The organism is Reyranella aquatilis, from assembly GCF_020880995.1.
Taxonomy (GTDB): Bacteria; Pseudomonadota; Alphaproteobacteria; order Reyranellales; family Reyranellaceae; genus Reyranella; species Reyranella aquatilis.
The window spans coordinates 183731-207153 of sequence record NZ_JAJISD010000004.1 but is presented as its reverse complement, the minus strand read 5'-3'; the positions used below and the strand labels follow the sequence as shown (position 1 = coordinate 207153).

Annotated in this window: 25 protein-coding genes and 1 pseudogene; 15 read left to right on the top strand and 11 right to left on the bottom strand. The window is 67.2% G+C overall.

All coding sequences use genetic code 11. From position 1 onward, the window contains the following. The first annotated feature begins 8 nt into the window (after window positions 1-8). Both mutL and LJ725_RS11415 read left to right on the top strand, forming a co-directional pair. Window positions 9-1823: a DNA mismatch repair endonuclease MutL gene (mutL, locus tag LJ725_RS11420; RefSeq protein WP_230550779.1), complete on the top strand. Its 1815-nt coding sequence runs from the start codon at window positions 9-11 to the stop codon at window positions 1821-1823. Beyond that, window positions 1820-2299 (top strand): hypothetical protein, encoded by a 480-nt coding sequence (locus LJ725_RS11415; protein WP_230550778.1) that lies wholly within the window; start codon window positions 1820-1822, stop codon window positions 2297-2299. Before mutL ends, LJ725_RS11415 begins: the two co-directional genes overlap by 4 nt. On the opposite strand, the gene LJ725_RS11410 is transcribed toward LJ725_RS11415, so the two are convergent. Genes LJ725_RS11410 through LJ725_RS11390 form a run of 5 tightly spaced genes read right to left on the bottom strand, consistent with a single transcriptional unit; the run spans window position 2286 to window position 6440 of the window. After that, the gene (locus LJ725_RS11410; protein WP_230550777.1) at window positions 2286-3683 is read right to left on the bottom strand and encodes an MATE family efflux transporter; all 1398 of its coding nucleotides are present in this window, start codon (window positions 3681-3683) and stop codon (window positions 2286-2288) included. The two genes, LJ725_RS11415 and LJ725_RS11410, sit on opposite strands and share 14 nt — an antisense overlap. A gap of 31 nt (window positions 3684-3714) precedes the next feature. Next, on the bottom strand, window positions 3715-4326 hold the full coding sequence (locus LJ725_RS11405; RefSeq protein ID WP_230550776.1) for a histidine phosphatase family protein: 612 nt from the start codon (window positions 4324-4326) through the stop codon (window positions 3715-3717). 10 nt (window positions 4327-4336) lie between these two features. Continuing rightward, window positions 4337-4918, bottom strand: a complete 582-nt coding sequence (gene rsmD, locus LJ725_RS11400) for a 16S rRNA (guanine(966)-N(2))-methyltransferase RsmD (protein WP_230550775.1) — start codon at window positions 4916-4918, stop codon at window positions 4337-4339. After that, window positions 4918-5727: a pseudouridine synthase gene (locus tag LJ725_RS11395; RefSeq protein WP_408015734.1), complete on the bottom strand. Its 810-nt coding sequence runs from the start codon at window positions 5725-5727 to the stop codon at window positions 4918-4920. Before LJ725_RS11395 ends, rsmD begins: the two co-directional genes overlap by 1 nt. Beyond that, complete coding sequence (locus LJ725_RS11390) at window positions 5724-6440, bottom strand: gamma-glutamyl-gamma-aminobutyrate hydrolase family protein (RefSeq protein ID WP_230550774.1); 717 nt, start codon at window positions 6438-6440, stop codon at window positions 5724-5726. The genes LJ725_RS11395 and LJ725_RS11390 overlap by 4 nt, the downstream gene beginning before the upstream one ends. Window positions 6441-6528: 88 nt before the next feature. Here LJ725_RS11390 and LJ725_RS11385 point away from each other — a divergent pair, with 88 nt between their 5' ends. From LJ725_RS11385 to LJ725_RS11370, 4 genes are all read left to right on the top strand, one after another. Next, entirely contained in the window at window positions 6529-6960 is a 432-nt protein-coding gene (locus LJ725_RS11385; protein WP_230551010.1) for a nucleoside deaminase, read from the top strand. 89 nt (window positions 6961-7049) lie between these two features. Then, window positions 7050-7448, top strand: coding sequence for a hypothetical protein (locus LJ725_RS11380; RefSeq protein ID WP_230550773.1), 399 nt, complete (start codon window positions 7050-7052; stop codon window positions 7446-7448). Next, window positions 7445-8125 (top strand): DUF1028 domain-containing protein, encoded by a 681-nt coding sequence (locus LJ725_RS11375; RefSeq protein ID WP_230550772.1) that lies wholly within the window; start codon window positions 7445-7447, stop codon window positions 8123-8125. The genes LJ725_RS11380 and LJ725_RS11375 overlap by 4 nt, the downstream gene beginning before the upstream one ends. 43 nt (window positions 8126-8168) lie before the next feature. Next, window positions 8169-8330 (top strand): hypothetical protein, encoded by a 162-nt coding sequence (locus tag LJ725_RS11370; protein WP_230550771.1) that lies wholly within the window; start codon window positions 8169-8171, stop codon window positions 8328-8330. Here the strand turns inward: LJ725_RS11370 and hutC are convergent. The 5 genes from hutC to LJ725_RS11345 all read right to left on the bottom strand — a co-directional run bounded on the left by hutC (window position 8315) and on the right by LJ725_RS11345 (window position 12521). Further along, window positions 8315-9040 (bottom strand): histidine utilization repressor, encoded by a 726-nt coding sequence (gene hutC / locus LJ725_RS11365; RefSeq protein ID WP_230550770.1) that lies wholly within the window; start codon window positions 9038-9040, stop codon window positions 8315-8317. The two genes, LJ725_RS11370 and hutC, sit on opposite strands and share 16 nt — an antisense overlap. 7 nt (window positions 9041-9047) lie before the next feature. Continuing rightward, complete coding sequence (locus LJ725_RS11360; protein ID WP_230550769.1) at window positions 9048-9830, bottom strand: ABC transporter ATP-binding protein; 783 nt, start codon at window positions 9828-9830, stop codon at window positions 9048-9050. Then, window positions 9827-10603: an ABC transporter permease gene (locus LJ725_RS11355; protein WP_230550768.1), complete on the bottom strand. Its 777-nt coding sequence runs from the start codon at window positions 10601-10603 to the stop codon at window positions 9827-9829. Before LJ725_RS11355 ends, LJ725_RS11360 begins: the two co-directional genes overlap by 4 nt. Window positions 10604-10737: 134 nt before the next feature. Then, the gene (locus tag LJ725_RS11350; protein ID WP_230550767.1) at window positions 10738-11700 is read right to left on the bottom strand and encodes an ABC transporter substrate-binding protein; all 963 of its coding nucleotides are present in this window, start codon (window positions 11698-11700) and stop codon (window positions 10738-10740) included. 23 nt (window positions 11701-11723) lie between these two features. Beyond that, window positions 11724-12521, bottom strand: a complete 798-nt coding sequence (locus LJ725_RS11345) for a phytanoyl-CoA dioxygenase family protein (protein WP_230550766.1) — start codon at window positions 12519-12521, stop codon at window positions 11724-11726. Between the two features lie 180 nt (window positions 12522-12701). On the opposite strand from LJ725_RS11345, the gene LJ725_RS11340 reads away from it, so the two are divergent. After that, window positions 12702-13493 carry a class II aldolase/adducin family protein gene (locus tag LJ725_RS11340; RefSeq protein ID WP_230550765.1) on the top strand — a complete coding sequence of 264 codons (792 nt, stop codon included), beginning with the start codon at window positions 12702-12704 and terminating at the stop codon, window positions 13491-13493. A 58-nt stretch (window positions 13494-13551) separates the two neighbouring features. Next, window positions 13552-14631, top strand: coding sequence for a pyrimidine utilization protein A (rutA, locus tag LJ725_RS11335; RefSeq protein ID WP_230550764.1), 1080 nt, complete (start codon window positions 13552-13554; stop codon window positions 14629-14631). Between the two features lie 99 nt (window positions 14632-14730). Here the strand turns inward: rutA and LJ725_RS11330 are convergent, their stop codons facing one another. Then, a complete protein-coding gene (locus LJ725_RS11330; protein WP_230550763.1) occupies window positions 14731-16449 on the bottom strand; it encodes a dihydroxy-acid dehydratase domain-containing protein in 1719 nt (572 codons plus the stop codon). 380 nt (window positions 16450-16829) lie between these two features. Between LJ725_RS11330 and LJ725_RS11325 the strand changes: the two genes are divergently transcribed. The 7 genes and pseudogenes from LJ725_RS11325 (at window position 16830) to LJ725_RS11300 (ending at window position 23340) form a co-directional block, all read left to right on the top strand. Next, window positions 16830-17828 (top strand): hypothetical protein, encoded by a 999-nt coding sequence (locus LJ725_RS11325; RefSeq protein ID WP_230550762.1) that lies wholly within the window; start codon window positions 16830-16832, stop codon window positions 17826-17828. An 89-nt stretch (window positions 17829-17917) separates the two neighbouring features. Then, window positions 17918-18007, top strand: a pseudogene (locus tag LJ725_RS29315) (hypothetical protein); the annotation flags it as partial. Between the two features lie 27 nt (window positions 18008-18034). Next, window positions 18035-19387 (top strand): calcium-binding protein, encoded by a 1353-nt coding sequence (locus tag LJ725_RS11320; protein WP_230550761.1) that lies wholly within the window; start codon window positions 18035-18037, stop codon window positions 19385-19387. Between the two features lie 13 nt (window positions 19388-19400). After that, complete coding sequence (locus LJ725_RS11315) at window positions 19401-20165, top strand: hypothetical protein (RefSeq protein ID WP_230550760.1); 765 nt, start codon at window positions 19401-19403, stop codon at window positions 20163-20165. Window positions 20166-20276: 111 nt separating this feature from the next. Further along, complete coding sequence (locus LJ725_RS11310; RefSeq protein ID WP_230550759.1) at window positions 20277-21251, top strand: Bug family tripartite tricarboxylate transporter substrate binding protein; 975 nt, start codon at window positions 20277-20279, stop codon at window positions 21249-21251. Window positions 21252-21266: 15 nt separating this feature from the next. Then, complete coding sequence (locus LJ725_RS11305) at window positions 21267-22409, top strand: acyl-CoA dehydrogenase family protein (protein WP_230550758.1); 1143 nt, start codon at window positions 21267-21269, stop codon at window positions 22407-22409. A gap of 82 nt (window positions 22410-22491) precedes the next feature. After that, entirely contained in the window at window positions 22492-23340 is an 849-nt protein-coding gene (locus LJ725_RS11300; protein ID WP_230550757.1) for a TauD/TfdA dioxygenase family protein, read from the top strand. Window positions 23341-23423: the final 83 nt, after the last annotated feature.

The window sequence follows — 23423 nt, the reverse complement described above, 5'->3', positions numbered from 1 at the left end:
ATGGCGCCATGAGCGCCGCCCGCATCCTTCGACGGCTACCCTCGACGCTGGTCAACCGCATCGCCGCCGGCGAGGTGGTCGAGCGGCCGGCCAGCGCCGTGAAGGAGCTGGTCGAGAACGCGCTCGACGCCGGCGCGCGGCGCATCGCCGTGACCCTGAAGGAAGGCGGCCGCACCTTCATCTCGGTGGTCGACGACGGCGTCGGCATGTCGCCCGAAGAACTGCGCCTCGCGGTCGAGCGGCACTGTACTTCCAAGCTGCCCGACGACGACCTGACCGACATCCGCACGCTGGGCTTCCGCGGCGAGGCGCTGCCCTCGATCGCCTCGGTCAGCCGCTTCACCATCACATCGCGCCCCGCGGGCGCCGACACGGCGTGGAGCCTGGAGGTCGACGGCGGCGCCAAGGGCGAGCCGAAGCCCGCAGCGCATCCTCAAGGCACGCGTGTCGAGGTGCGCGAGCTCTTCTTCGCCACACCCGCCCGGCTGAAATTCCTGAAGGAGCCGCGCACCGAGTCCGGCCACGTCGCCGACGCGATGCGCCGTCTTGCCATGGCCCATCCCGGCGTCGCCTTCCGGCTCGAAAGCGAGGAGCGCGCGCTGATCGATCTCGCCGCGGCCAACGGCTCGCTCCTGTCGGGCGACGCGGCGCGGCTGGAGCGGCTGGCCGCCATCATGGGCCGCGAGTTCGCCGACAATGCCGTGGCGATCGACGCCACCCGCGAGGGCTTCCGGCTGACGGGCTTCGCGGGGTTGCCGACGCTCAATCGCCCGACGAGCCAGCACCAGTATCTCTTCGTCAACGGCCGTCCCGTGCGCGACAAGCTGCTCACCGGCGCGGTGCGCGGCGCCTATCAGGATTTCTTGGCGCGCGACCGCCATCCGATGGTGGCGCTGTTCCTCGAAGCGCCGCCCGAGATGGTCGACGTCAACGTCCACCCGGCCAAGACCGAAGTGCGCTTCCGCGATGCCGGCATCGTGCGCGGCATGATCGTCGGCGCCCTGCGCACGGCGCTCTCGGCGGCCGGCCATCGCGCCAGCACCACGGTATCTGATGCGGCGCTGGGCGCATTTCGCCCGCACACGGGATTTGCGACGCCGCTGCCGATGGGCGGGGGTGGCAACGGCATTGGATACTCGTCCGTGCCGCGCGGGTTGGCCGAAGCGGCGATGCAGTTCATGGCGCCGCTCGACGGTCTCTCGGCGCGCGTCGAGGAGCAGCCCGCCAACATCGCCCCGGGCAACTATCCGCTGGGCGTGGCGCGGGCGCAGCTGCACGAGACCTACATCGTCGCACAGACCGACCAGGGCGTGGTGATCGTCGACCAGCATGCGGCGCACGAGCGTCTGGTGCACGAGCGGCTGAAGACCCAGCTCGAGGCCGAGGGCGTGAAGCGCCAGGCGCTGCTGCTGCCGGAAGTGGTCGAGATCGGCGAGGACGGCGCACGACGGCTCACGCAACGCGCCGCCGAGCTGGCCGACATGGGGCTGGTGGTGGAGCCGTTCGGTCTGGGCGCCGTCGTTGTGCGCGAGACGCCCGCGGTGCTGGGCGAGGTCGATATCCAGGGCCTGGTTCGCGACCTGGCCGACGAGCTGGCCGAGATGGGCGATCATCTGTCGCTCAAGGAGAAGGTCGAGGAAGTCTGCGGTACGCTCGCCTGCCACACCTCGGTGCGGGCCGGGCGCCGACTCACCGTCGAGGAGATGAACGCGCTGCTCCGCCAGATGGAGGCGACACCGCACTCCGGGCAGTGCAATCATGGCCGGCCGACCTATGTCGAACTCAAGCTGGCCGACATCGAGCGGCTGTTCGGAAGACGATGAAGACGTTTCTCGCACTGCTGATGATTGCGGGTGTCGCCGGCGCCACCGGCGCGCTTGCGCAGGGCCGCGCGCCTGCGCCGCCTTCCGGTGCGCCGCCCTCGGGTACGCCGACGCCTGCACCGGCTTCGCCGCTCGACGGCACCTGGCGCGGCACCAGCGACGGCGGCTCGTGCAACGCGCCGCTCGACTACCTGCTCACCATCGAGGCGGGCTTCGTCGACGGTTCGGCCTACGACACGACCGCGCGCGGCCCGGTGCCCAACCCCAACAAGTCCGCGCCGCCGCCGCCCGGTCCCGGCCTGTGGCAGATCCACGGCGTGGCCAAGACGGGCGCTGCGTTCAATCTCCTCAGCCTCGCCTCGGTGAAGGGCCCCACCCACCAGCGCATGCAGCTCAGCGCCCGTGGCGATGGCCAGAGCCTGGTCGTCAGCGAGACCGGCGGCTGCCGGCGTACGGCCCGGCTCACCCGAAGCTGACGAGCCCCAGCCGCTCGCGCCGCAGCCAGCGGCCGATCAGCAGCAGCGCCACGACCGTGAGGCCCGTCGCCAGGCCGATCCACAGGCCAAGCCCGCCCATGCGACCCTGGAACGCCAGCACCACGCCTAGCAGCAGGCCGATGCACCAGTAGCCGATGCCGGCATAGACCATCGGCACGCGCGTATCGTGCAGGCCGCGCAGCATGCCGGCCGCCACCGCCTGGCCTCCGTCGGCCACCTGGAACAGGGCGGCGATCATCAGGAAGCCGACCGCCAGCTCGATGACGGGCGCGTTGGCCGGCGTGTCGAGATCGAGGAACACGCCGACCAGCAGGCGCGGCGCCAGCACCATCGTCAGCGCCGTCAGCGCCATGAAGCCCACGCCCATGACATAGGCCGTCCAGCCGGCGCGACCGATGCCTTCCCGGTCATGTGCGCCGAAGGCTCGTCCCACCCGCACGGTCGCGGCCTGGGCGAGGCCGAGCGGCACCATGAAGGAGAGCGAGGCGAGCTGCATGGCGATCGAGTGGGCGGCGAGCGCCGCCGCGCCGATCAGGCCCATCAGGAAAGTCGCGCCGTTGAACACGGCGACCTCGAAGACCAGCGTTGCGCCTATCGGGAGTCCGAGATGCCACAGCTCGCGGAACCGCGGCCAGTCGGCACGCCAGAAGCGGCCGAACAGGTGATAGCGGCGGAACCTGCGGTCGGTAACGAGCACCACGGCCAACATCGCGAACATCAGCGTGTCGGCCAAGGTGGTGGCATATCCGGCGCCGACCAGGCCGAGCCTGGGCAAGCCGAAATGGCCGAAGATCAGCACCCACGCCCCGGCGGCGTTCGCAACCACGCCCGCCACGCCGGCCGCGAGCGCCCACAGAGGGCGCTCCAGCGCCGAGACGAAGGCGCGCAGCACGAGGAAGAAGAAGAACGGCAGCAGCGACCATTGCAGCGCGCGGACATACTCGCTGGCCGCCTTCGCGAGCGCGGGTTCCTGGCCCAACGCCAGCAGGATCGCCTCGCTCTGCCACAGCACGATCCAGATCGGCAGGGTGACGACCGTCGCCATCCACAGGCCCTGGCGCACCGTGCGGCGCACGTCGCGCACCGAGTGGCCCTTGCGGCCGAGCTCCCGCGCGATCATCGGCGCGGTGGCCGTCGTGAGGCCGAGGCCGAAGATCATCGTCGCGAAATAGAGATTGGATCCCAGCGCACCAGCGGCCAGCGCATCGGGGCCGAGCCAGCCCATCATCACCACGTCGGTCGCGGTCATCAGGGTCTGGGCGAGATTGGTGAGGATAAGCGGCCAGGCGAGCACCAGCGTCGACAGCGCTTCGCTGCGCCAGGTCGCGCGGCCGGCAATCTCCTGTTGGATTTCCGCTTTCATGCCGCGGCTTATAACCGGCAGCGACCCTCGTTCACAGATCGCAGGCGATGCGTTCTTCGCTGCCGGCTATCAATCGGAAGAACGCATCCTGCGGCTTCTCCAGAACGAACATGGCGCGTGCATCGAGCCCGAGATTGAGACCGCGCACGACGGCGCCGCTGACGCCATGGCTCACCACGACGGTGCGCAGGCCCGACGTCGCGATCTCGGTCAGCACCGCCTCGCAGCGGCGGCGCAGGTCGATGTGCGTCTCGCCACCGGGCGGGCAGTAGCCGTGCGGATCGGCGCGCCAGTCGGCCATCGCCGTCGGATGATCGATCTCGATCTCGGCCCAGGAGAAGCCCTCCCAGGTGCCGTAGGAGAGTTCGGCCAGCCGCATGTCGTCGCGCCACTCGGAAGAGGCGATGCCCAGTTCGCGGCCGATGATCTCCGACGTCTCGCGCGTGCGGCCGAGCGGGCTGCGCAGGAAGATCGTGGGGCCGGGCTCGCGGTCGAGTTCGGCCTTCAGCGTGCGGCCCATCGCCAGCGCCTGCACGCGGCCGCGCGGCGTGAGGTCGGAGTTCTTGCTGCCCTGCATGCGGCGTTCGGTGTTCCACACGGTCTCGCCGTGCCGCAGCATGTAGAGCGGGGCCGTCAGTTTCACCGGACGCGCCTCACGGACCCCGCTTCAGAATGACGATCTTGGCGGCGCCGTAACGCCGCTCGTCGATCGTCTCGAAGCCTTCGGGCGCGATCATGTCCTCATTGTGCGCGAGTTCGACTGTGACGACGCAGCCCGGCGACATCCAGCCCGCGGCGGCAAGGGCCGCGATGGCGGCGGACGCCTGGCCCGAGCGGTAGGGCGGATCGAGGAAGACGAGATCGCAGGGCTCGCGGCAGGGCGGCGGCCGCGTGGCGTCTGCGCGCACGACCTTGGCCGCGCCGGCTTCGCCGAGCGTGCGCAGATTCTCGCCGATCGTCTTGATCGCGTTGGCCTCGTTGTCCAGGAACGTCACATGGGTCGCGCCGCGCGACAGCGCTTCCAGCCCCAGCGCGCCGGAGCCGGCATAGGAATCGAGCACGCGCGCGTCGATCAGCGGTGAGGTGCCGCCATCCTCCGCGCTGTCGCGCCAGCGCGCATGCATCAGCACGTTGAACAGCGATTCCCGGGCGCGATTGGAGGTCGGGCGCGTCGCGTCGCCCGGCGGCGTTTCGAGCATGCGCCCGCGATGCTTGCCGCCGATGATCCGGATCATCAGGTCCGCCGGCGCTTGGCGTGGGGCGGGGCCGGTTTGGGCTTCGGCTTGGCCCAGCCTTCCTTGCGTGGCGGACGCTTCACGCCCAGCAGGTTCTCCAGAGCCTGCGGCGGGATCTCGTCGACCAGGCCGCGCTCGAGTTCACCCAGATGGAACGGCCCGAAGGCCACACGGATCAGGCGCACCACCGGCAGTTCGAGATGGGCCAGTACGCGGCGCACCTCGCGGTTCTTGCCCTCGGTCAGCGTGATATCGATCCAGGCGTTGGACCGTTGCTGCCGGTCGAGGCTGGCCTGGATCGAGCCGTAGCGCACGCCCTCGATGGTGATGCCGTTGGCGAGATCGGCGAGCTTGGCCTCGTCGACGTTGCCGTGCACGCGGGCCCGATAGCGGCGCTTCCAGCCATTGGCCGGCAGTTCGAGCTGGCGCGCCAGGCCGCCGTCGTTTGTCAGCAGCAGCAGCCCTTCGGAGAAAAAGTCGAGGCGGCCGATCGTGACCACGCGCGGCAGGCTCTTCGGCAGCGAATCGAAGATGGTGCGCCGGCCCTCGGGATCGCGCGCCGTCACCATCTCGCCTGGCGGCTTGTGGTAGCGCCACATGCGCGCCCGTTCGGGGGTGCCCAGCACTTTGCCGTCGACCTCGATGACACTCCTTTCGGTGACGACGCAGGCGGGCGTCTCCAGCACCTTGCCGTCGACCTTGACTCGGCCGGCCTCGATCCAGCGCTCGGCATCGCGGCGCGAGCACAGGCCGGCGCGCGCGAGGCGCTTGGCGATGCGCTCGCCTTCCTTGACGGGTGCTTCGCTCATCGTGCGGCCGCCGCTCCCAGGAAGGCGCGGAACAGTTTCGCGTCGCCCTCCGAGATATGGAACTCGGGATGCCACTGCACGCCGATGCAAAAGCGGTAGGCCGGCGCCTCGATGCCCTCGATGACGCCGTCCGGCGCGACGGCGTTCACGACGACGCCCGCGGGCTGGTCGGCGGCGGCCTGGTGATGGGCGCTGTTCACCTGCAGCTCCTCGGCGCCGACGATGCCGTGCAGCTGCGTGCCTCGGGCCACCCTCACGACATGGCCGGGCTCATTGCGCGGGTTGGGCTGCTCGTGTGCCAGCGGCTGGGCGATCGTGTCGGGGATGTGCTGGATCAGCTTGCCGCCCAGCACGACATGCAGCAGCTGCTGGCCGCCGCAGATGCCCAGAACGGGCTTGTTCTGCGCAAGCGCCCCCTTGGTGACGCCGAACTCGAAGGCGGTGCGGCGGTCCTTGGTGACCACCGTCGAATGCTTCGCTCCGCCGCCATAGTAGGACGGGTCGACGTCGAAGGCGCCGCCGGTCACGACCAGCGCATCGATGCGCTCCAGATAGTCGGCGACCCGGTCGGGCTCGTGCGGCAGCGCCACCGCCAGGCCCCCCGCCGCGTCGATCGCGTCGAGGTAGTTCTGGCGCAGCGCGTACCAGGGAAACTTGGAGTATCCGCCTGGCTTTTCAGCATCCAGGGTGACTCCGATCAGGGGACGGGGCATGCGGGCCAAGATACGCGCGTGCGCCGCCGCGCGCTATAGTGCGGCCACGATGCCGGATGCCGCCGAACCCCCGCCTTCCATGACGCCGATGGACCGCGCCCTTGCCGCCGCCCGCGCCGCCGGCGCGCGCGGAGAGGTGCCGATCGGTTGCGTGATCGTGGGGCCGGAGGGCGCGGTGCTGGCCGAAGCCGGCAACCGCACCGAGGAGCTGAAGGACCCGACCGCCCATGCCGAGCTGCTGGCGATCCGGGCTGCCGCCGCCGTGCTGGGCTCGCCACGGCTCGTCGGCTGCGACCTCTACGTCACCCTGGAGCCGTGCCCGATGTGCGCCCAGGCCATTTCCTTCGCGCGCCTGCGTCGCGTCTATTGGGGTGCCAGCGATCCCAAGGGCGGCGGCATCGAGCAGGGCCCGCGCATCTTCGATCAGCCCACCTGCCATCATCGCCCGGAGCTCTATCCCGGTGTGGGCGAACGCGAGGCGGGGGAGTTGCTGCGCGCCTTCTTCAGAGAGCGGCGTTAGAGATGCAGCCTTCCGCCCCCGTAAAGCGAGGGAGGTAGTCGAAGGGTGCGCATCGGGTAGATGGGCAACGGAGTAGTCCGGGAGGATCGGTGACAGGTTTCATCGTCGACGGGAGAACCGCCGATGCTGTGGAGCGAGGCCTGTACGATGGACGAGCGTTTGAGGTCCATGGCGGCTTGGCTGGTGAACCGGACGTACGTGCCGTACAACATGCCCCACAAGATCAAGGCGGGCGTTGTGATCATGATCCTGGGTCTACGCTGCCGGCAACCGAGTTGGGGCCTTCGCAAGTCCTCATGTTCATCAGCGGGTCCTTGATCGGCGAGCCGGTCGACGCCGCCGAGACCGACCTCGGCGACCGGATCCTGCGCTTCCGCGGCGTCGATCTCGGCATCATCGACCGTAAGGCCCAACCGAAACAGTTACCCATCCTCCCAGTCTTTGGTGTTACCCATCAACGGGTTGCTCAAAGAGGGATACCGCCATGACCTTCTCGCTCGTTGGACGCTGTGCCCGCACCGGGATGCTGGGGGCGGTCGTCACCACCTCGTCGATCTCCGTGGGCTCGCGCTGCTCGCATGCGCGCGCGGGCATCGGTGCGGCGCTGACGCAGCATCGCACCGATCCGAGGCTCGGGCCGCTGGCGCTGGATCTGCTGGCCCATGGCTTCTCGGCACCGGAGGCCATGCAGGCCGTGGTCGCGGCGACACCGCATCGCCACTGGCGGCAACTGGCGCTGATCGATGCCGCCGGCCGGACCGCGGTCTATTCGGGCGCCAACGTCCGCGCCGAGCGCGGCGAGGCGCAGGGCCGGGATTGCGCCGCCATCGCCAACATCGTGCGCTCCGCGTCACTGCCGCAGGCCATGGTGGGCGCCTTCGAGGCGCAGCCGGAGCAGCCGCTGGCCCGCCGCCTGCTCGATGCGCTCGCGGCCGGCGAAGAAGCGGGCGGGGAGTTCCAGCCCGTGACCTCGGCCGCCCTGCTGGTGGTCGACCGGGAGTCCTTCCCCTATGTCGACCTGCGCGCCGACGACCATGCCCGGCCGATCGCCGAACTGGCCCGGCTCTGGGAGAAATACGAGCCCGAAGCCCATGCCTACGTGATCCGTGCCGTCGATCCCGAGGCGGCCGTGCCGCCGCCGGGCCTGAAACTCGCGAACGCCTGACCGGCCTGTGCAACTATTTCGCGGGCGCGGACGTTTGGTCCGCATGCCCCGCGATCATCTCCTGCCTGAAGACGTGGCCGAAGCGGCCGACAAGGCCGCGCGCGAGCGTCTGGAAGCGGCGATGAAGCGGGCGCTCTGGGCGCAGCAGGCCTCGCGGTCGTGGGCCGCGCTCACCGCCGTGACGGCACCTCAGCCCAGCCGCTGATTTCCCACCGCATCGAAGCGGCAGCCCAGCCGGTAGCGTGACGACGGGTGCAGGCAGCGCACCATCGTGACCGGCGTCGTTCGCGTCCAAGTGCGCCGCGTCAGCATCAGGCAGGGCTCCGAGGACTCGATCTGCAGGCGATGCGCCTGTTCCGCCGTCGGCAGCACCGCATCCACCACATGCTCGATCTCGTCGAACGGCACGTTCTGCACCAGGTACTCGCCCGGGGGCACGGCGCTGAAATCCTGATCGAGGAAGTCGGGCACCACCTGTGGGTTGACGTAGCGGTCCTCGAACTGGACGGGCACCTCGTTCTCGAGGTGAAGGCACACTGTATGGAAGACCGACTGCCCCGAGCGCAGGCCGAGCCAGGCGGCGATCTCCCCGGGCGCTGCGACGCGCTCGGCGGATATCAGGGCGCAGCGGTAGTCGTGGCCGCGCTGGCGGACCTCGCGGGCGATGCTGGCGATGTGCAGCAGGGTCGATTGCGGCTTGTCCTCGGCCACGAAGCTGCCGACGCCGGCCACCCGCACGATGCGACCCTGCTGGACGAGGTCGCGCAGCGCGCGGTTCACGGTCATCCGCGACATGCCGAACCGGCTCACCAGTTCGTGCTCCGAGGGCAGGCGATGGCCGGGCGGCCACGATCCGTCCTGAATGTGGCGCACGATATAGTCCTCGACCTGCTGGTAGAGCGCGGTCGGTTCCATCGGTCCCTCAGTGATCCGCGGCGATGGCTTCGACCCGGATCTCCTCGGTGAGTCGAGCCTTCAGCGCCATGAACTCGGGCGTCGTCTTGACCGTGTAGTGCCGCGGATGCGGCAGGTCGACGGCCAGCTCGGTCTTGATGCGGCCCGGGCGGGCGCTGAACACGACGACGCGGCTTGCCATGAAGATGGCCTCGTCGATGTCGTGGGTGATGAACATCACCGTCTTCTGCGCCTGCTCCCAGATTCCCAGCAGCAACTCCTGCATCAGCACGCGGGTCTGGTTGTCGAGCGCGCCGAACGGTTCGTCGAGCAACAGGATCTTCGGATCGTTGGCCAGCGCACGGGCGATCGCCACCCGCTGCTGCATGCCGCCGGAAAGCTGCTTGGGGAAATGATCCTCGAAGCCGCGCAGGCCGACCTGGGCGATGAAGCGGTCGCTGATCTCGCGCTGCTCCGAAAGCTTCATGCCCTTCTCGCGCAGCCCGAAGCAGATGTTCTGGCGTACGTTCAGCCAGGGAAAGAGCGTGTAGCTCTGGAACACCACGCCGCGATCGGCGCCCGCACCCACGATGTTCGTGCCATCGAGCTGGATCTCGCCGGCGGTCGGCGTCTCCAGTCCGGCGACCAGGCGCAGCAGGGTGGACTTGCCGCAGCCCGAGGGCCCCAGCACGGTGATGAAATCGTTGTCGCCGACCTCGAGGTCGATGGGCAACAGCGCCTGGGTCGGCGGGACGTTGCGCTTGTGTCCGGGGAAGGTCTTGGAGACGCCGCGGATCGAAAGGCGGCTCATCGCAGCAGGCTCCACGAGAAGAGGTGCTGGTTCACCTTCTTGAAGGCCACGTCGGAGAGCAGGCCGACCAGGCCGATCACCACGATGCCCGCGATGATGTGGTCGGTGGCCATCAGCGCCTGGCTGTCGGTGATCATGTGGCCGATACCCGACGAGGCGCCGATCAGTTCGGCGACGATGATGTAGGTCCAGCCGAGCCCCAGCACCTGGCGCAGCGCCTCGGCGATCTCGGGGGCGGCGCCGGGCAGGACGACCCGGCGGATCACACCGCTGTCCTTGCAGCCCAGCGTGTAGGCGGCCTCGACGAGATCGCGGCGGGTGCCGCTCACGATCATGGCGATCATCAGGGTGAGCTGGAAGAAGCAGCCGATGAAGATGACGGTGAGCTTCTGCGCCTCGCCGATCCCGACCCAGAGGATCAGCAGCGGGACGAATGCCGACGCCGGCAGGTAGCGGGCGAAGGAGACGAAGGGCTCGAAGAAGGCCTCGATCGGCTTGTAGACGCCCATCGCGATGCCGAGCGGTACGGCGATGACGGCCGCAAGCACGAACCCGCCCACGACACGCCAGATGGTCATGCCAACGTCGTGTGTGAAGCCCTGCGTCGCGAACAGGTTCCAGCCCGAGACCAGCGTCTGCCACGGCGTGGCGAGGAAGTGTTTCGGCACCGCCCCGCTCAGGCTGAGAAAGGACCAGAGCGCGACGAAGAAGATGAAGAACGCAACGCCCAGCGCGATGCGACTCTCCCGCTTGACGGGAACCAGCAGTTTCATGCGGATCTTCTCAACCTGCCTCCCCATTCGTATGGAGAGGTGTCGGTGTCTTGCGCCGACGGAGGGGCCCTATGACCCCTCCGCCTCGCAAGACGAGGCACCTCCCCCGATGACGGGGGAGAAGGAACGCTTCGTTACTTGATGTAGGTCGTATCGAACAACGTATCCATGTTGTCCGGCTTGGCCTTGATGACGCCGATCTCCAGCAGCAGTTCCGCCGCTTCCTTGTTGAAGGCCTGGATCTCGCCGTTGAAGAACTTCTTGTTGGCTTCGCGGTCGGCCCACTTGATCTTGGCCTGCGACTTCTCGAACTGCTCGGCCGTCTGCTTGACGTCGGCGCCCATGATGGTGAAGGCCTTCTGCTTGTCCTTCTCGATCATCTCGAGGGCCTGGAAGTAGCTCTCGGTGAGCGCCTTCACGGCCTTGGGATTCTCCTTGATGAACTTCGGCGTGCAGCCGAAGGAGTCGAACACCATCGGGTACTGCAGCGAATCGGCGATCAGCTTGCCGGTCTCGGGCTTGTCGCGCACCAGGCTGAGATAGGGCTCGTAGGTGACGGCGGCATCGAGGTCCTTGCCGGTCACGAAGGCGTTGGCGGCCGGGGCCGGCTCGAGAGTGACCAGCTTCACGTCCTTCAGGGACATGCCGTTCTTCTTCAGGATCCAGGCCAGCGTGAAGTGCGGGTTGGTGCCGGGGGCCGAGGCGGCGACGGTCTTGCCCTTCAGGTCCGCGACCTTGGTGATGTCGTTGCGGGCGACGATGCCGTCCGAGCCCATGCCCTGGTCCATCTTGAAGAGCTGGGTGGTGGCGATGCCGTTGGCGTTCCACACGATCCACGTCTCGACCGTGGTAGCGGCGCACTGCAGGTCGCCCGAGGCGATCGCGAGGTGGCGGTCCTTCTGCGGGATCTTCTTGATCGTGACGTCGAGGCCGTTGGCCTTGTAGATGCCGGCTTCCTTGGCGAGCGTGATCGGCGCGAAGCCGGTCCAGCCGGAGATGCCGATGGCGACCTTGGTGTCCTGCGCCTGGGCGAACGAGGCGCCGCCGGCGACGGACGCTGCCGCGACGAGGGCGGCGAATGCTGTGAATTTGGCCATTGATGAAGCTCCTGCTGTGACTGTTAGGAACGATAGACGACGGGAAACATCGGGGCGTCGAACGGCGCACCGTGCTTGAATTCGAGATCGGGGAAGGGCGGTGAGGTTCGCCCGGCCCGTTTGGCGAAGACCGCGTCGTCGCCGACCCAGCGCGCCGAGAAGACGCGACGGGAGCGCGCCGACGGGTTGCCCGGCGCGCCGTGCACGGTGCGGAAGTTGAAGGCGATGGCGTCGCCCGGCTGCATGTCCCAGCCCGCGATGTCGAGCGTGGGGCGCAGCGCCTCGATGTCCGGCATCACCTCGAAATCGTCGTTGGCGTAGAGCCGCGTGCCGTCGAAGCGCATCGGCCGGAAACCCTTGCCCCAGTCATGCGAGCCTTTGATGCACTCCATCACGACATCGCGCGGTACCGGATCGAGCGGGATCCAGAAGCTGACGCTCTGCCGGCCCTCGACGAAATAGTAGGGCTGATCCTGGTGCCACGGGGTGACGGTGCTGCCGCCCGGTTGCTTCACGAGCACATGGTCGTGAAAGAAGCGGGCGGTGCGGGAGCCCATCAGGCGCGCGGCGATCCGGGCCGCCGGCGACTTGAAGACGAACGACTCGAACTCAGGGATGCGCTGCCAGTTGCACAAGTCCTGGAAGAAGGGCGCGGAGCCGTCGGCAGGGCGAACCGTTCGTTCGAGCGGGCTGGGGTCTGCCATCAGGCTTGTAATTCCCTTCCGCAACGGTTCGATCCATTGCGAAAAGACATCCCGCAGCACGATCACGCCGTCTCGCTCGTAGTCAGCGACCAGCGCGTCGGTCGGCAAATTCTCCATCACGGCTGTCCCCACAGCTCGATCCCCCGAAGGCTTGTCCAATAGCCTGTCTATACAAGTTTAGACAGCAGGAAACGTGCCATACGCCGTCGTGGGATGCGGCTTTGCGTCATCGTTTGCAGCCGGAATGATGCGTCGCTAAGAGCAACGCTCAGCCCGCTCGCCAATCAGGAGTATCCAATGAGTATCGTCAGCCTCAAGGGCAAGGTTTCGGAGGCGGAATGGGCTGTCCGCGTGCAACTCGCCTCGGCCTATCGCGCCGCCTTCGAGATGGGCTACGAGTTGTCGATTTTCGGTCACATCTCCGCACGCGTGCCGGGCGAGCCCGACGCGCTGCTGCTCAACCCGTTCGGTCTCGCCTTCGACGAGATCACCGCGTCGAGCCTCGTGAAGGTCGACAAGAACCGCAGGATCCTGACCGAGAATGGCTACGAACTGAACCAGGCCGGCTTCAACCTGCACTCGGGCATCATGTTCACCTCGCCGCACGTCAACGCGATCATCCATGCCCATACGCTGGACGGCGCGGCGGTCGGCGCCATGAAGGGCGGTTTCCAGCCGCTGACCCAGGACGGCGCGATGGTCTATCCCAAGGTCCGCTACCTCGACTATGACGGCATCGTCGTGCTGCCGGGCGAGGGCGAGGCCTCGGCCAAGGCGCTGGGCCCGGACGGCCGCGTGCTGATCCTGAAGAACCACGGTACGCTGAGTGTCGGTGCAACCATGGGCGAGGCCTTCTTCTACTTCTATTTCTTCGAGAAGGCCTGCAGCATCCAGGTGCGCGCGCTGGCAAATCCGGCCGGCGTCCAGCCGATCTCCGAGAAGATCATGTCGGAGATGCCGGCCGAGGAACAGGTCGTGCTGAAGGGCCTGACCAAGCTGGCCGATGCGCACGAGAAGACGCCCTACGACGACATCTTCGCGGGTTTCATGCGCCGTGCGAAGCGCCGCTATCCCGACGTCGACGCCTGATCGCTGGCACGGCCCTTGCTGCCTTTCCCCACGGGTCGGCAGCAAGGGCAGGTGCACCATGGAAATCGGCGTGTTCATTCCCATCGGGAACAATGGCTGGCTGATCTCGTCGACCTCGCCGCAATACACGCCGAGCTTCGATCTCAACCGCGAGGTCGTGCAGCGCGCCGAGCGCTACGGTTTCGACTTCGCCATGTCGATGATCAAGCTGCGCGGCTTCGGCGGCAAGTCGCGCCACTGGGACGACAATCTCGAATCCTTCACCCTGATGGCGGGCCTCGCCGCGGTGACGACGCGCATCGATCTGATCGCCACGGTCGCGGTGCTCACCCTGCCGCCCGCGATCACCGCGCGCATGGCGGTGACGATCGACAGCATCTCGAAGGGGCGGTTCGGCGTGAACCTGGTCACCGGCTGGCAGAAGGCCGAGTACGACCAGATGGGCCTGTGGCCGGGCGAGGAGCATTTCAAGCATCGCTACGAGATGGTCACCGAGTACGTCACCGTGATGAAGGAGCTCTGGGACAAGGGGCAGTCCGACTTCAAGGGCGACTATTTCAAGATGAATGACTGCCGGCTTTCGCCGCTCCCGTCGCGTCCGATCAAGCTGATCTCGGCCGGCACCAGCGACGCCGGCATGAAGTTCGCCGCGGAACACTGCACGTATAATTTCTGCAGCGGCCAGGGCGAGGCCAACGATCCGCGCGACTGCGCCGACGCGGTCGCCCGCCTCAAGGCCGCGTGCGCCGCCGCCGGTCGCGACGTGAAGGCGCTGGCCCTCACCATGATCATCGCCGACGAGACCGACGAGGCCGCGATGGCCAAGTGGGAGCACTACAAGGCAGGTGTGGACCTCGATGCGATCGGCTGGCGTTCCGACCAGGCGGCGTCCGACAAGTTCGCCGCCGAGAACTCGACGGCCGGTCGCATCCGCCGCCGCGAGCCGCTGCCCAACAACGGCTCGCGCCTTATCGGCTCCTACGCCACGATCGCGCGCCTGCTCGACGAGATGGCCGAGATCGACGGACTCGCGGGCGTGATGCTCACCTTCGACGACTTCATCATCGGCATCGAACAGTTCGGGCAACGCATCCAGCCGCTGATGAGGAGCCGCGCCAGGCTTTCAGTAGCGGCGTAACGCCGGTCAGCCACCTCATCGGAGCGCGCAACTCCAGTTGCGCTCAAATATTGTCGATGAGCAGGAGATGAGCGCAACTGGAGTTGCGCGCTCCCTGGACTACACCACGCACCCGTAGTGGGCCGACGAGACCAGCTTCGTGTACTTGTCGTGCACGGAGCCGGGTTGGGGACGGTCGGCGGCGGCGGGCGGGCGCCAGTCGGCCATGCGGCGGGCGAGTTCTTCGTCCGGGATTTCCAGATTGAGCGTGCGAGCGTTGGGATCGATGACGATCGTGTCGCCGTCGCGCACCGCCGCGATCGGGCCGCCGCGCGCGGCCTCGGGCGAGATGTGGCCGATCAGGATGCCATGGCTGACGCCTGAGAAGCGGCCGTCGGTGATCAGCGCCACGTCCTCGCCCAGCCCGCGGCCCTGAAGCTGGATGGTCAGCATCACCATCTCCGGCATGCCGGGGCCGCCAACGGGGCCGACATTGCGCACCACGACGACGTTGCCCGGCACGATCTCGCCGGCGCGGATGGCCTTCATCGTGTCGGCCTCCGACTCGAACACGCGCGCGGTGCCGCGGAACTCGCCCTTTTCGAGCGTCTTGCCGCTGAGCTTCAGCAGGCAGCTCTCCGGTGCAAGGTTGCCCTTCAGCACGCTGATATGGTTGTTCGCCGGCGCCGCGGGCTTCGACACCGGCAGGACGATGTCCTGCCGGCCGATCTCCTCCAGCGTCGGGACCGAGGCGAGGTTCTCCGCCAGCGTCTTGCCCGTCACCGTCATGACGTCGCCGTGCAGGAAGCCGTTGCGCAGCAGCTCCTTCATTACGATGGGCACGCCGCCGATCTCGTGCAGGCTCACCATTGCATAGGGTCCGTGCGGCTGCAGATTGCAGATCAGCGGCACCTTCTCGCCGACCTGCTGGATGCGCTCGATCGTGATCGGCACCTGCGCCTCGCGGGCGACGGCCAGCAGGTGGAGATACATGTTGGTCGAGCCCCCCATTGCATAGACTGTCGCAATGGCGTTCTCGAAGGCCTTCTCCGTCATGATGTCGCGCGGCCGGATCCCGGCCGCCATCAGCGCATAGAGCGCATCGACCGAGGCCTTCGCCTGGGCGCGCACATCGGCATGAATGTCGCTGCCGGCTTTGTAGTCGGCGGGATGCGAGGCGCCGCGTGGCAGCATCATGCCCATCGCCTCGGCGATGGTGCTCATCGTGTTGGCGGTGAACATCGCGCCGCAGGTGCCGCTGCCCGGCATGACGTTGCTTTCGAGCTCGAGCAGTTCCTCGCCCGAGATGCGCCCCGCCTCGTTGGCGGCGCGGCCCTCGACATAGTCCATGATGGTGAGGTTGTTGCCCTTGGCGGCCCAGGCGCCGAAGGAGACGCGGCCGGGCGAGCTGGTGCCGGGATAGAGGACGAGGCCGAAGGCGTTGGTCCGCGCGAGTGGCATCAGCGCCGCGGCGCCTGTCTTGTCGCAGCCGGAAATGACGATCATCGCATCGCCGTGATGGGCGTAGTGGCCGATCTCGAAACAGTCGGCGACGACGTCGCGTGACACGAGACTGTAACCGGCGGTGGGTGTCCCTTGCGTCAGCGCGTCGGACACGGCGGGCGCGCCGACGATCAGCCCGTTGCCGCCGCGCTCTGCCAGCAACTCGACCAGCAGGTCGGTGATCGTGCGCACGCGGTTGTTGCAGCGATGGGCGTTGGTATAGGCGCTGGCGATCGTGACGACGGCGGTCGAATTCGCCGTGCTGTCGGGCTCGAAGCCGGCGGCCCGAAGCTCGACGCGGGACTTCTTCCAGAAGGTGCTGCTGTCTTTCTTCATTTCGTATCCATCCGATTTCGTCCGGCACTCTAACCGCGGGCAGCGGCCGCAGGCTACGTGCAGTGCCTCGCGGGGCGGAACCCAGGCGGAGGACGAATCGGGGAACCTCGTCGCAAGCGGCGCAGCGACCATGACCTCACGGTGCGTAGGTCGCGAACATGGTCAGCCGGAGTGGCGCCCGGCCCGCGGGAACTCTTCGATCGATCGCTTCCGGACGGTCGCGCCTCGCACGCGCGTGACTGTGGAACTCTTATGGCGGAGGGCCGTTCCGCTCCTCAACTGAGGAGATACATCATGAATGGCATCATCTATCTGGTCGGTCTGGTCGTCGTCGTCATGTTCGTCCTGTCGTTTCTCGGACTCCGGTAGGAGCACGACCTATGGCCCTCGCCACCACCCCTGCGGTTCCCGCAGCAATTCCCGTCGATAACGCCCCCCAGCGATATCTCGATTGGGGTCCCGTCATTCTGGGCGCCCTCGGCGCCGCGGCGATGTCCATCGTCCTTCTGGCCTTCGGCTCGGCGCTTGGGCTGAGCGTGGTGTCGCCGTATCCCTATGCGGGAATCTCGGCCAAGGGCGCGGCCATCCTGGCCGCCGTCTATCTCGCCCTCGTCATGGTTTCGAGCTTCGCGGCGGGCGGCTACATCGCCGGACGTCTGCGCACCCCGTGGCGCACCAGCGACGAAGTCGAGATGCATTTCCGCGACGGCGCGCACGGCTTCGGCGTCTGGTCGCTGGGTGTTCTGCTGGGCACCGTGCTGGCCGCATCGGGCGTGGGCGCCGTCGTATCGGCTGCGGGCAAGGCGACCACCGCCATCGCCGCCGCCGGCACGGCCGGCGCCGCTTCCAACCCCGCACTGGGCCAGCTCTCGCTGCGTCCGACCGACTATGCGATCGATCGCCTGCTGGCGCCGGCTCCTGCGGCCGCTCCGGGCCAGGCCGCGCCTGCGACCAATGCACCGACCGATGCGGCCGTGCCCGGCGCAACCCCGGTCCGCCTGCCGGCTCAGGCCACGCCCCGTTCGCGTGCCGACCTCGAGGCGCCGATTGCCCGCGTCTTCGCCGCCGGTCTCACCAACCCGCAGCTCGACGCGCGCGATCGCACCTACCTCGCCCGGATCGTGTCAGAGCAGACCGGCCTGCCGCAGGCGGAAGCCGAGAAGCGCGTCGACGAGACGTATGCCGATCTGAAGGCCGCCGAGCAGAAGGCCCGCGACGCCGCGGAGGCGGCTCGCAAGACGGCGATCATCGCGGCTTTCCTGGCCGCGGCGACCCTGGCGATCGGCTGTGCGGCGGCCTGCGCCGGTGCGGCCCTCGGGGCTCGCCATCGCGACGAGCGGACGTCGGTTTCGTTCCTCGGCTCGACGCGCTTCTGGTAAGCATCAACCCTGTGCATCGAAGAGAGGGCCGCAGGCCCTCTCTTTTTTGTGCAGCGGTCGTGCCCCTGGAATCGTGTTAGCCTTTTCGCATGATCAAGACAGGGACGAACGGCAGCGATCGGTTGTACAGCTTCACCGGCCTCGACACGCTGATCGGCGGACCCGGCGACGACTTCTACTTCGTCGACCAGGCCGGCGATCAGGTGGTGGAGTTGCCCGGCGGTGGAACCGACACGGTCTATGCCCGCGCCAGCTACCAGTTGGCGGCCGGCGAGGAGATCGAATATCTGCGGGCCTTGCTCGCAACCGCCCTCACGCTGACGGGCAACGAGCTCGATAACCAGATCTTCGGTGGCGATGGCAACGATACGCTCGAGGGCGGGTCGGGCAATGACGTCCTGAACGGAGGCGCCGGGCTGGACATGCTGGTGGGAGGTGACGGCGACGACGTTTATCTCATCGACGACCTTGGCGACGTGATCGTGGAGGGTGCGGGCGGCGGTACCGACATCCTCTACAGTTCAACGAACTTCTTCCTGGCCGATGGCGTGGAAATCGAAAGCCTGCGGGTCGCCGGATCGACCGGGCGGACGCTCAGCGGGAACGATCAGGACAACCGGATCTTCGGCAATTCCGGTGACGACACGCTCGACGGCGAGACGGGCAACGACCTGCTTCACGGTCGCGAAGGCGACGATTTGATCAGCACGACCGGCGCGAGCGCCACCATCAATGGCGGCGAGGGCAACGATACGATCAGGCTGGATGGGACCAGTACGAGCACCGGCGTCGTGTTCGGAGGGCTGGGAGACGACACCGTCCGTTCGGCCGATCTCGGGCAGTTCGTGCTGCGACAGGTAGAGACCCTCGACACCTACTATGGCTTCGTAAGCGGGTCGGTCGCCCAGTTCGCATCGTTCGCCGCCTACACGGCCGATCTGGCCGCCCCTGACACTCGGATCTCGATCTCGCTTCGCGACGCCGGGGGGACGCTTGACTTCACTACGGGCATCAGCGGCCAGAACTCGGTCGAAATCCGCGACGCCGGCCTGACGTCGAGGATCAGTATCACCGGATCGGTGAACGACGACGTACTGTTCGGCTCCAGCTTCAGCGACGCGCTGAGGGGAGGCGATGGAGATGACGTTCTGGCGGCCGGCAGTGGGCGCGACACGCTCGAGGGTGGCGACGGTGCCGATCGACTGAACGGGGGCGCCGATACCGATCAACTTGCCGGCGGTGCCGGCAACGACACGTTCGTCTTCGATTCGCCGTTCGGCGGCAACACCAACCGCGATGCGATTGCGGACTTCGTTTCCGGTTCGGACCGCATCGAGATCGACCAGAGCAGCTACTTCATCGGTTTGTCGCTGGGCTCCCTCGATCCTCTCCAGTTCGCCATCGGCACGGCCACCGGTGTCGGTCCCCAGATCGTCTACAATCAGGTCACGGGGGCGTTGTTCTTCGACACCAACGGCGCCGGGGTCGGCGGCGCTTCGCAGTTCGCGACGCTCACGGGAGCGCCGGTTCTGCTCGTGTCCGACTTCCTGATCGTCTGACTGTCGTGGCCGCATGACGACGCTCGGCGAGGCGTGGGCGGCGCTGGAAACCAAGCTCAGGATTCTGCAACCCTTGCCGCTCTCGCGCGAGCAATGGTCCGTCATCCACCGGTTGCACTCGAATTTCAATGACCGCGAGGCACAGACGCGCCTGCCTATTCCGATCGCGCGATTCGGCAAGGCCGCCGTCGAAGCGATCGGTGAAGAGGCGCGGCGATGCGACGGTGTGCAAACGGAGTATGTCGACGACGGCTGGTTCGCTGGGAAGTTCGTGGATGGACCGTCCGATCAGATGGCCAGTTACGCACGGCTCTACAACGCCGACGTCGATCGAATGATCGAGGTCCTGTTCCCAGCGGCGCGGTACCGCAAGGGACACTACGCCTTCGGAAAGTTCACCGTGCCCCAGCCCCACGGGCTTCACACCGATCACAGCGCCGAGGATCCCTCGGCGACCGGCGAGCCCATCTGCATTGCCCGGATCGGCACGCTTGGAACGCACTACGTTGCCGGCGACATCGAAGCCTACGATGCTCGCACGCGGAGTATGTTGAACGCGCTGCGCTACTGGACTTCCGTTCCGGAAGGCGAGCCGGAAGCCGTCTTCGGTGAATTGCTGGAGAAACGGGTCCTCGCAACCATTCCTGTGGATCATGTCGTCCTGATGGTGGCAGGCAACGGTTCCCCGGACGCCCATGTCACGCAACACATCGCGGCCCGGCCGCCTGCCGGCGGCGTGCATTCGGCGTTCTTTCAGAGGCAGTACAGGTTCACGTAGGTCGAACGGCAACGGAGGTGATCAACGACTGAGGCCCGTCATCGGTCCCGCGAGGTCGAGGCGATGGTATAAGCAGAGCAACAAACACGACAATAATGGGAGGAAGAAGGCATGAGGTTCTTTCGCTGGTTCGCCATACTGGCCGCGGCTGCGTCTCTTCTGCAGGCGGGAGGCGTTTCCGCGCAGCCCTATCCCAGCAAGCCGATCAGGCTGATCGTTCCGTTCGGCCCTGGCTCCGGCAGCGACATTCTCGCCCGCATCCTCGCCGAGCCCCTGACGCAGGCGCTGGGCCAGCCGATCGTCATCGAGAACAAACCCGGCAACAACACGACGCTGGGCACCGAGCTGGTCGTGCAGTCGCCGCCCGACGGATACACGCTCGGGCTGCTGACCAACTCGGGCCTTGCCGCCAGTCCGGGCGGCCTCACGAGCGGCGTGCGCTACGATCCGGTCAAGGACCTGACCTACATCACGTTGGTCGCGTCGGTGAACTACGTCCTGCTGGTCAACAACGACGTGCCGGCGAAGACGGCGGGCGAGCTGGTCGCGCTCATCAAGGCCAATCCCGGGAAGTACAACTACGCGAGCGGCAACACCGGCGGCATCGCCTATGGCGGCCATTTCAAGAACGCGCACAAGCTCGACATGACGCACGTTCCCTACAAGTCGGTGCCACCCGGTCTTGCCGACCTGATCAGCGGCCATGTGCAGATCATGGTGGCGGACGTGCCCGCGTCGCTCGCCATGATCCGTGCCGGCAAGGTCCGCCCGGTTGGCGTGCCGTCGGCCAAGCGCTACCTGCTGCTGCCCGACGTGCCGACCTTCGCCGAAAGCGGCCTCGCCACGCCGCCGGTCATGGACGGCTGGTGGGCTCTGGTCGCGCCCGCCGGAACGCCCGAAGCGATCCAGGACCGCCTCAACAGGGAGGTCGTAAAAGTCCTCGAGAACGACGCCATCAAGGCGAAGCTCCTCGACAGCGGACTTGTTCCCACGCCGTCCACCCGGCAGCAGGTCGTCGCCTATCAGAAGGACCAGCTCCAGGTCTGGACGACGATGGTGAAGGACCTGAACCTCAAGCTCGAGTGAAGGATAGCGTTCGTCATGGATTTCTCCTTTTCGGAGCAGCACGAGGCGGTGCGCGAGACGGTGCGCCGCCTCTGCGAGACGGAGCATCGGAAACTGGTGGCCGCTGCGGAAGAGACCGAGACCCTGCCGCGTGAGGTGTTCGCGCGCTGGGGTGAACTCGGCCTCCTCGGAGTGCGGTACCCGGAAGAGGATGGCGGCAGCGGACTGGACAAGGTCAGCGACTGCATCGTCCGCGAAGAGCTGAGCTACATGAGCCAGGGCTTCGCCTCGAGCTGGTCGGCGCACAGCCACCTTGGGATCTGGCCCATCTGGAAGGCCGGGACGCCGGCGCAGCGCGAGCGCTTCTTCCGCCCGGCCGTCGCGGGGCGAAAGATTGCGGGCTTTGCCCTCAGCGAACCCGACGGCGGTTCCAACATTCGCGGGCTGAAGACCCGCGCGGAACGGGTCGGGGGTGGCTGGAAGCTGAATGGCAGCAAGCTCTACATCACCAATGCGCCCATCGCCGACTTCCTGTTGGTGGCCGCCCGCACCGCGCCTGAACTCAGGGGCGACGCCATCAGCCTGTTCATCGTGGAACTGCCGGCGAAGGGCATGGAGATTTCCAAGCTCAGGAAGGAAGGCATCCGCGCCTCCGAGACAGGCTTGATTCATATCGAGGACGTGTTCGTGCCCGACGACTGTGTCCTCGGCGAGCGGCTGGGGACCTATCCGGTGATCCTCGATTCGCTCAGCGAGAACAGGGTGGGAGTCGCGGCCAATGCGCTGGGAATGGCGCGTGCTGCCTTCGACGCGGCCACCGCCTATGCGCGGGAACGACTGGTCGCGGACAAGCGCATCGGCGACTACCAGGCCATCGCACACAAGCTCGCCGAGATGTCGGCGGCGATCGAGGCGGCCCGCTGGCTCGTCTATTACGGCGCCTGGCGGGTGGATCAGGGCACCCTGGACTCCGCGACCGCGGCGCGGGTCAAACTCGTCGCGAGCGAGACGGCGGTTTCGGTGAGCGAACAGGCGATCCGCATCCACGGCGGCGCCGGCATCATGCGCGAGTATCCGGTGGGTCGCATCCATCGCGACGCGCTCGTCTACGTGATCGGCGAGGGAACCAGCGAGGTGCAGAAGAACATCATCGCCCGCGATCTCGGCTTCAAGAGCTGAAGACGGGCGGAGGCCATTGTCGTCGGGGGGCTGGCGGGTCTTTAATCGTCGAGTGACGAAGTCGCGAACATCAGGAGCCGCCATGACCCGCAACAGCATCACCGTGACGCCGATCGCCGGCTCGCTGGGCGCAGAGGTGACCGGTGTCGACCTGCGTGCCATGGACAATCACGACTGGGCACAGGTCCACCAGGCCTTCCTCGACTACAAGGTGATCGCGATCCGCGACCAGGATCTTTCGCCGCAGGACCTGATGGATGTCGGCGCGCGCTTCGGCGAGCCCAACCACTATCCCTTCGTGAAGGGCATGGACGATTTCCCGTTCCTGTTCGACATCGTCAAGGAGCCGTCGGAGACGCGCAATTTCGGCGGCGGCTGGCATTCCGACACGACCTACATGAAGACCCCGCCGCTCGCGACGCTGCTCTATGCGCTGGAGACGCCGGAGCGGGGCGGCGACACGCTTTATTGCGACATGGTCGCGGCCTACGAGAGCCTGTCGAACCGCATGAAGGAGATGCTGGGCACGCTCAAGGGCGTAAACAGCGCCGGCCTCAAGCATCTGGGCGGGCGCAAGGCGCACCATTCGGTGGTCGGCGGCATGAAGATCACCGGCACCGAGGATGCCGATTCCTACGAGGCGGTGCATCCGATCGTGCGCACCGTCGAGGAGACCGGCCAGAAGGCGCTCTACTGCAGCATCGGCCACACGGTTTCCTTCGAGGGCATGACGCCCGAGGAGAGCAAGCCGATGATCGACTGGCTGCAGGCGCATGCGACGCGGCCCGAATTCACCTGCCGCGTCCACTGGAAGCCCGGCACGCTCACGATCTGGGACAACCGGCGCACGATGCACAACGCGATCAACGACTATCACGGCATGCGCCGCCACATGCGCCGCCTGACCTCCGGGCCGACGAACCCGGTCTGAGCGGGAACGGCTGCGTCGGTCCTGCGGGGAAAAGCGACGGCGGCGGACGCCGCGTTTCGATGACCGGCTGGCCGCACTTTCGC

Bases quoted from the DNA above. Each gene is read 5' to 3' on its own strand.
- mutL (WP_230550779.1), top strand. From the start codon at position 9: ATGAGCGCCGCCCGCATCCTTCGACGGCTACCCTCGACGCTGGTCAAC.
- LJ725_RS11410 (WP_230550777.1), bottom strand. From the start codon at position 3,683: ATGAAAGCGGAAATCCAACAGGAGATTGCCGGCCGCGCGACCTGGCGC.
- LJ725_RS11330 (WP_230550763.1), bottom strand. From the start codon at position 16,449: ATGAAGAAAGACAGCAGCACCTTCTGGAAGAAGTCCCGCGTCGAGCTT.
- LJ725_RS11310 (WP_230550759.1), top strand. From the start codon at position 20,277: ATGAGGTTCTTTCGCTGGTTCGCCATACTGGCCGCGGCTGCGTCTCTT.
- LJ725_RS11375 (WP_230550772.1), top strand. From the start codon at position 7,445: ATGACCTTCTCGCTCGTTGGACGCTGTGCCCGCACCGGGATGCTGGGG.
- LJ725_RS11350 (WP_230550767.1), bottom strand. From the start codon at position 11,700: ATGGCCAAATTCACAGCATTCGCCGCCCTCGTCGCGGCAGCGTCCGTC.
- rutA (WP_230550764.1), top strand. From the start codon at position 13,552: ATGGAAATCGGCGTGTTCATTCCCATCGGGAACAATGGCTGGCTGATC.
- LJ725_RS11345 (WP_230550766.1), bottom strand. From the start codon at position 12,521: ATGGAGAATTTGCCGACCGACGCGCTGGTCGCTGACTACGAGCGAGAC.
- LJ725_RS11340 (WP_230550765.1), top strand. From the start codon at position 12,702: ATGAGTATCGTCAGCCTCAAGGGCAAGGTTTCGGAGGCGGAATGGGCT.
- LJ725_RS11300 (WP_230550757.1), top strand. From the start codon at position 22,492: ATGACCCGCAACAGCATCACCGTGACGCCGATCGCCGGCTCGCTGGGC.
- LJ725_RS11370 (WP_230550771.1), top strand. From the start codon at position 8,169: ATGCCCCGCGATCATCTCCTGCCTGAAGACGTGGCCGAAGCGGCCGAC.
- hutC (WP_230550770.1), bottom strand. From the start codon at position 9,040: ATGGAACCGACCGCGCTCTACCAGCAGGTCGAGGACTATATCGTGCGC.
- LJ725_RS11355 (WP_230550768.1), bottom strand. From the start codon at position 10,603: ATGAAACTGCTGGTTCCCGTCAAGCGGGAGAGTCGCATCGCGCTGGGC.
- LJ725_RS11315 (WP_230550760.1), top strand. From the start codon at position 19,401: ATGACGACGCTCGGCGAGGCGTGGGCGGCGCTGGAAACCAAGCTCAGG.
- LJ725_RS11385 (WP_230551010.1), top strand. From the start codon at position 6,529: ATGGACCGCGCCCTTGCCGCCGCCCGCGCCGCCGGCGCGCGCGGAGAG.
- LJ725_RS11395 (WP_408015734.1), bottom strand. From the start codon at position 5,727: ATGAGCGAAGCACCCGTCAAGGAAGGCGAGCGCATCGCCAAGCGCCTC.
- LJ725_RS11360 (WP_230550769.1), bottom strand. From the start codon at position 9,830: ATGAGCCGCCTTTCGATCCGCGGCGTCTCCAAGACCTTCCCCGGACAC.
- rsmD (WP_230550775.1), bottom strand. From the start codon at position 4,918: ATGATCCGGATCATCGGCGGCAAGCATCGCGGGCGCATGCTCGAAACG.
- LJ725_RS11305 (WP_230550758.1), top strand. From the start codon at position 21,267: ATGGATTTCTCCTTTTCGGAGCAGCACGAGGCGGTGCGCGAGACGGTG.
- LJ725_RS11415 (WP_230550778.1), top strand. From the start codon at position 1,820: ATGAAGACGTTTCTCGCACTGCTGATGATTGCGGGTGTCGCCGGCGCC.
- LJ725_RS11390 (WP_230550774.1), bottom strand. From the start codon at position 6,440: ATGCCCCGTCCCCTGATCGGAGTCACCCTGGATGCTGAAAAGCCAGGC.
- LJ725_RS11325 (WP_230550762.1), top strand. From the start codon at position 16,830: ATGGCCCTCGCCACCACCCCTGCGGTTCCCGCAGCAATTCCCGTCGAT.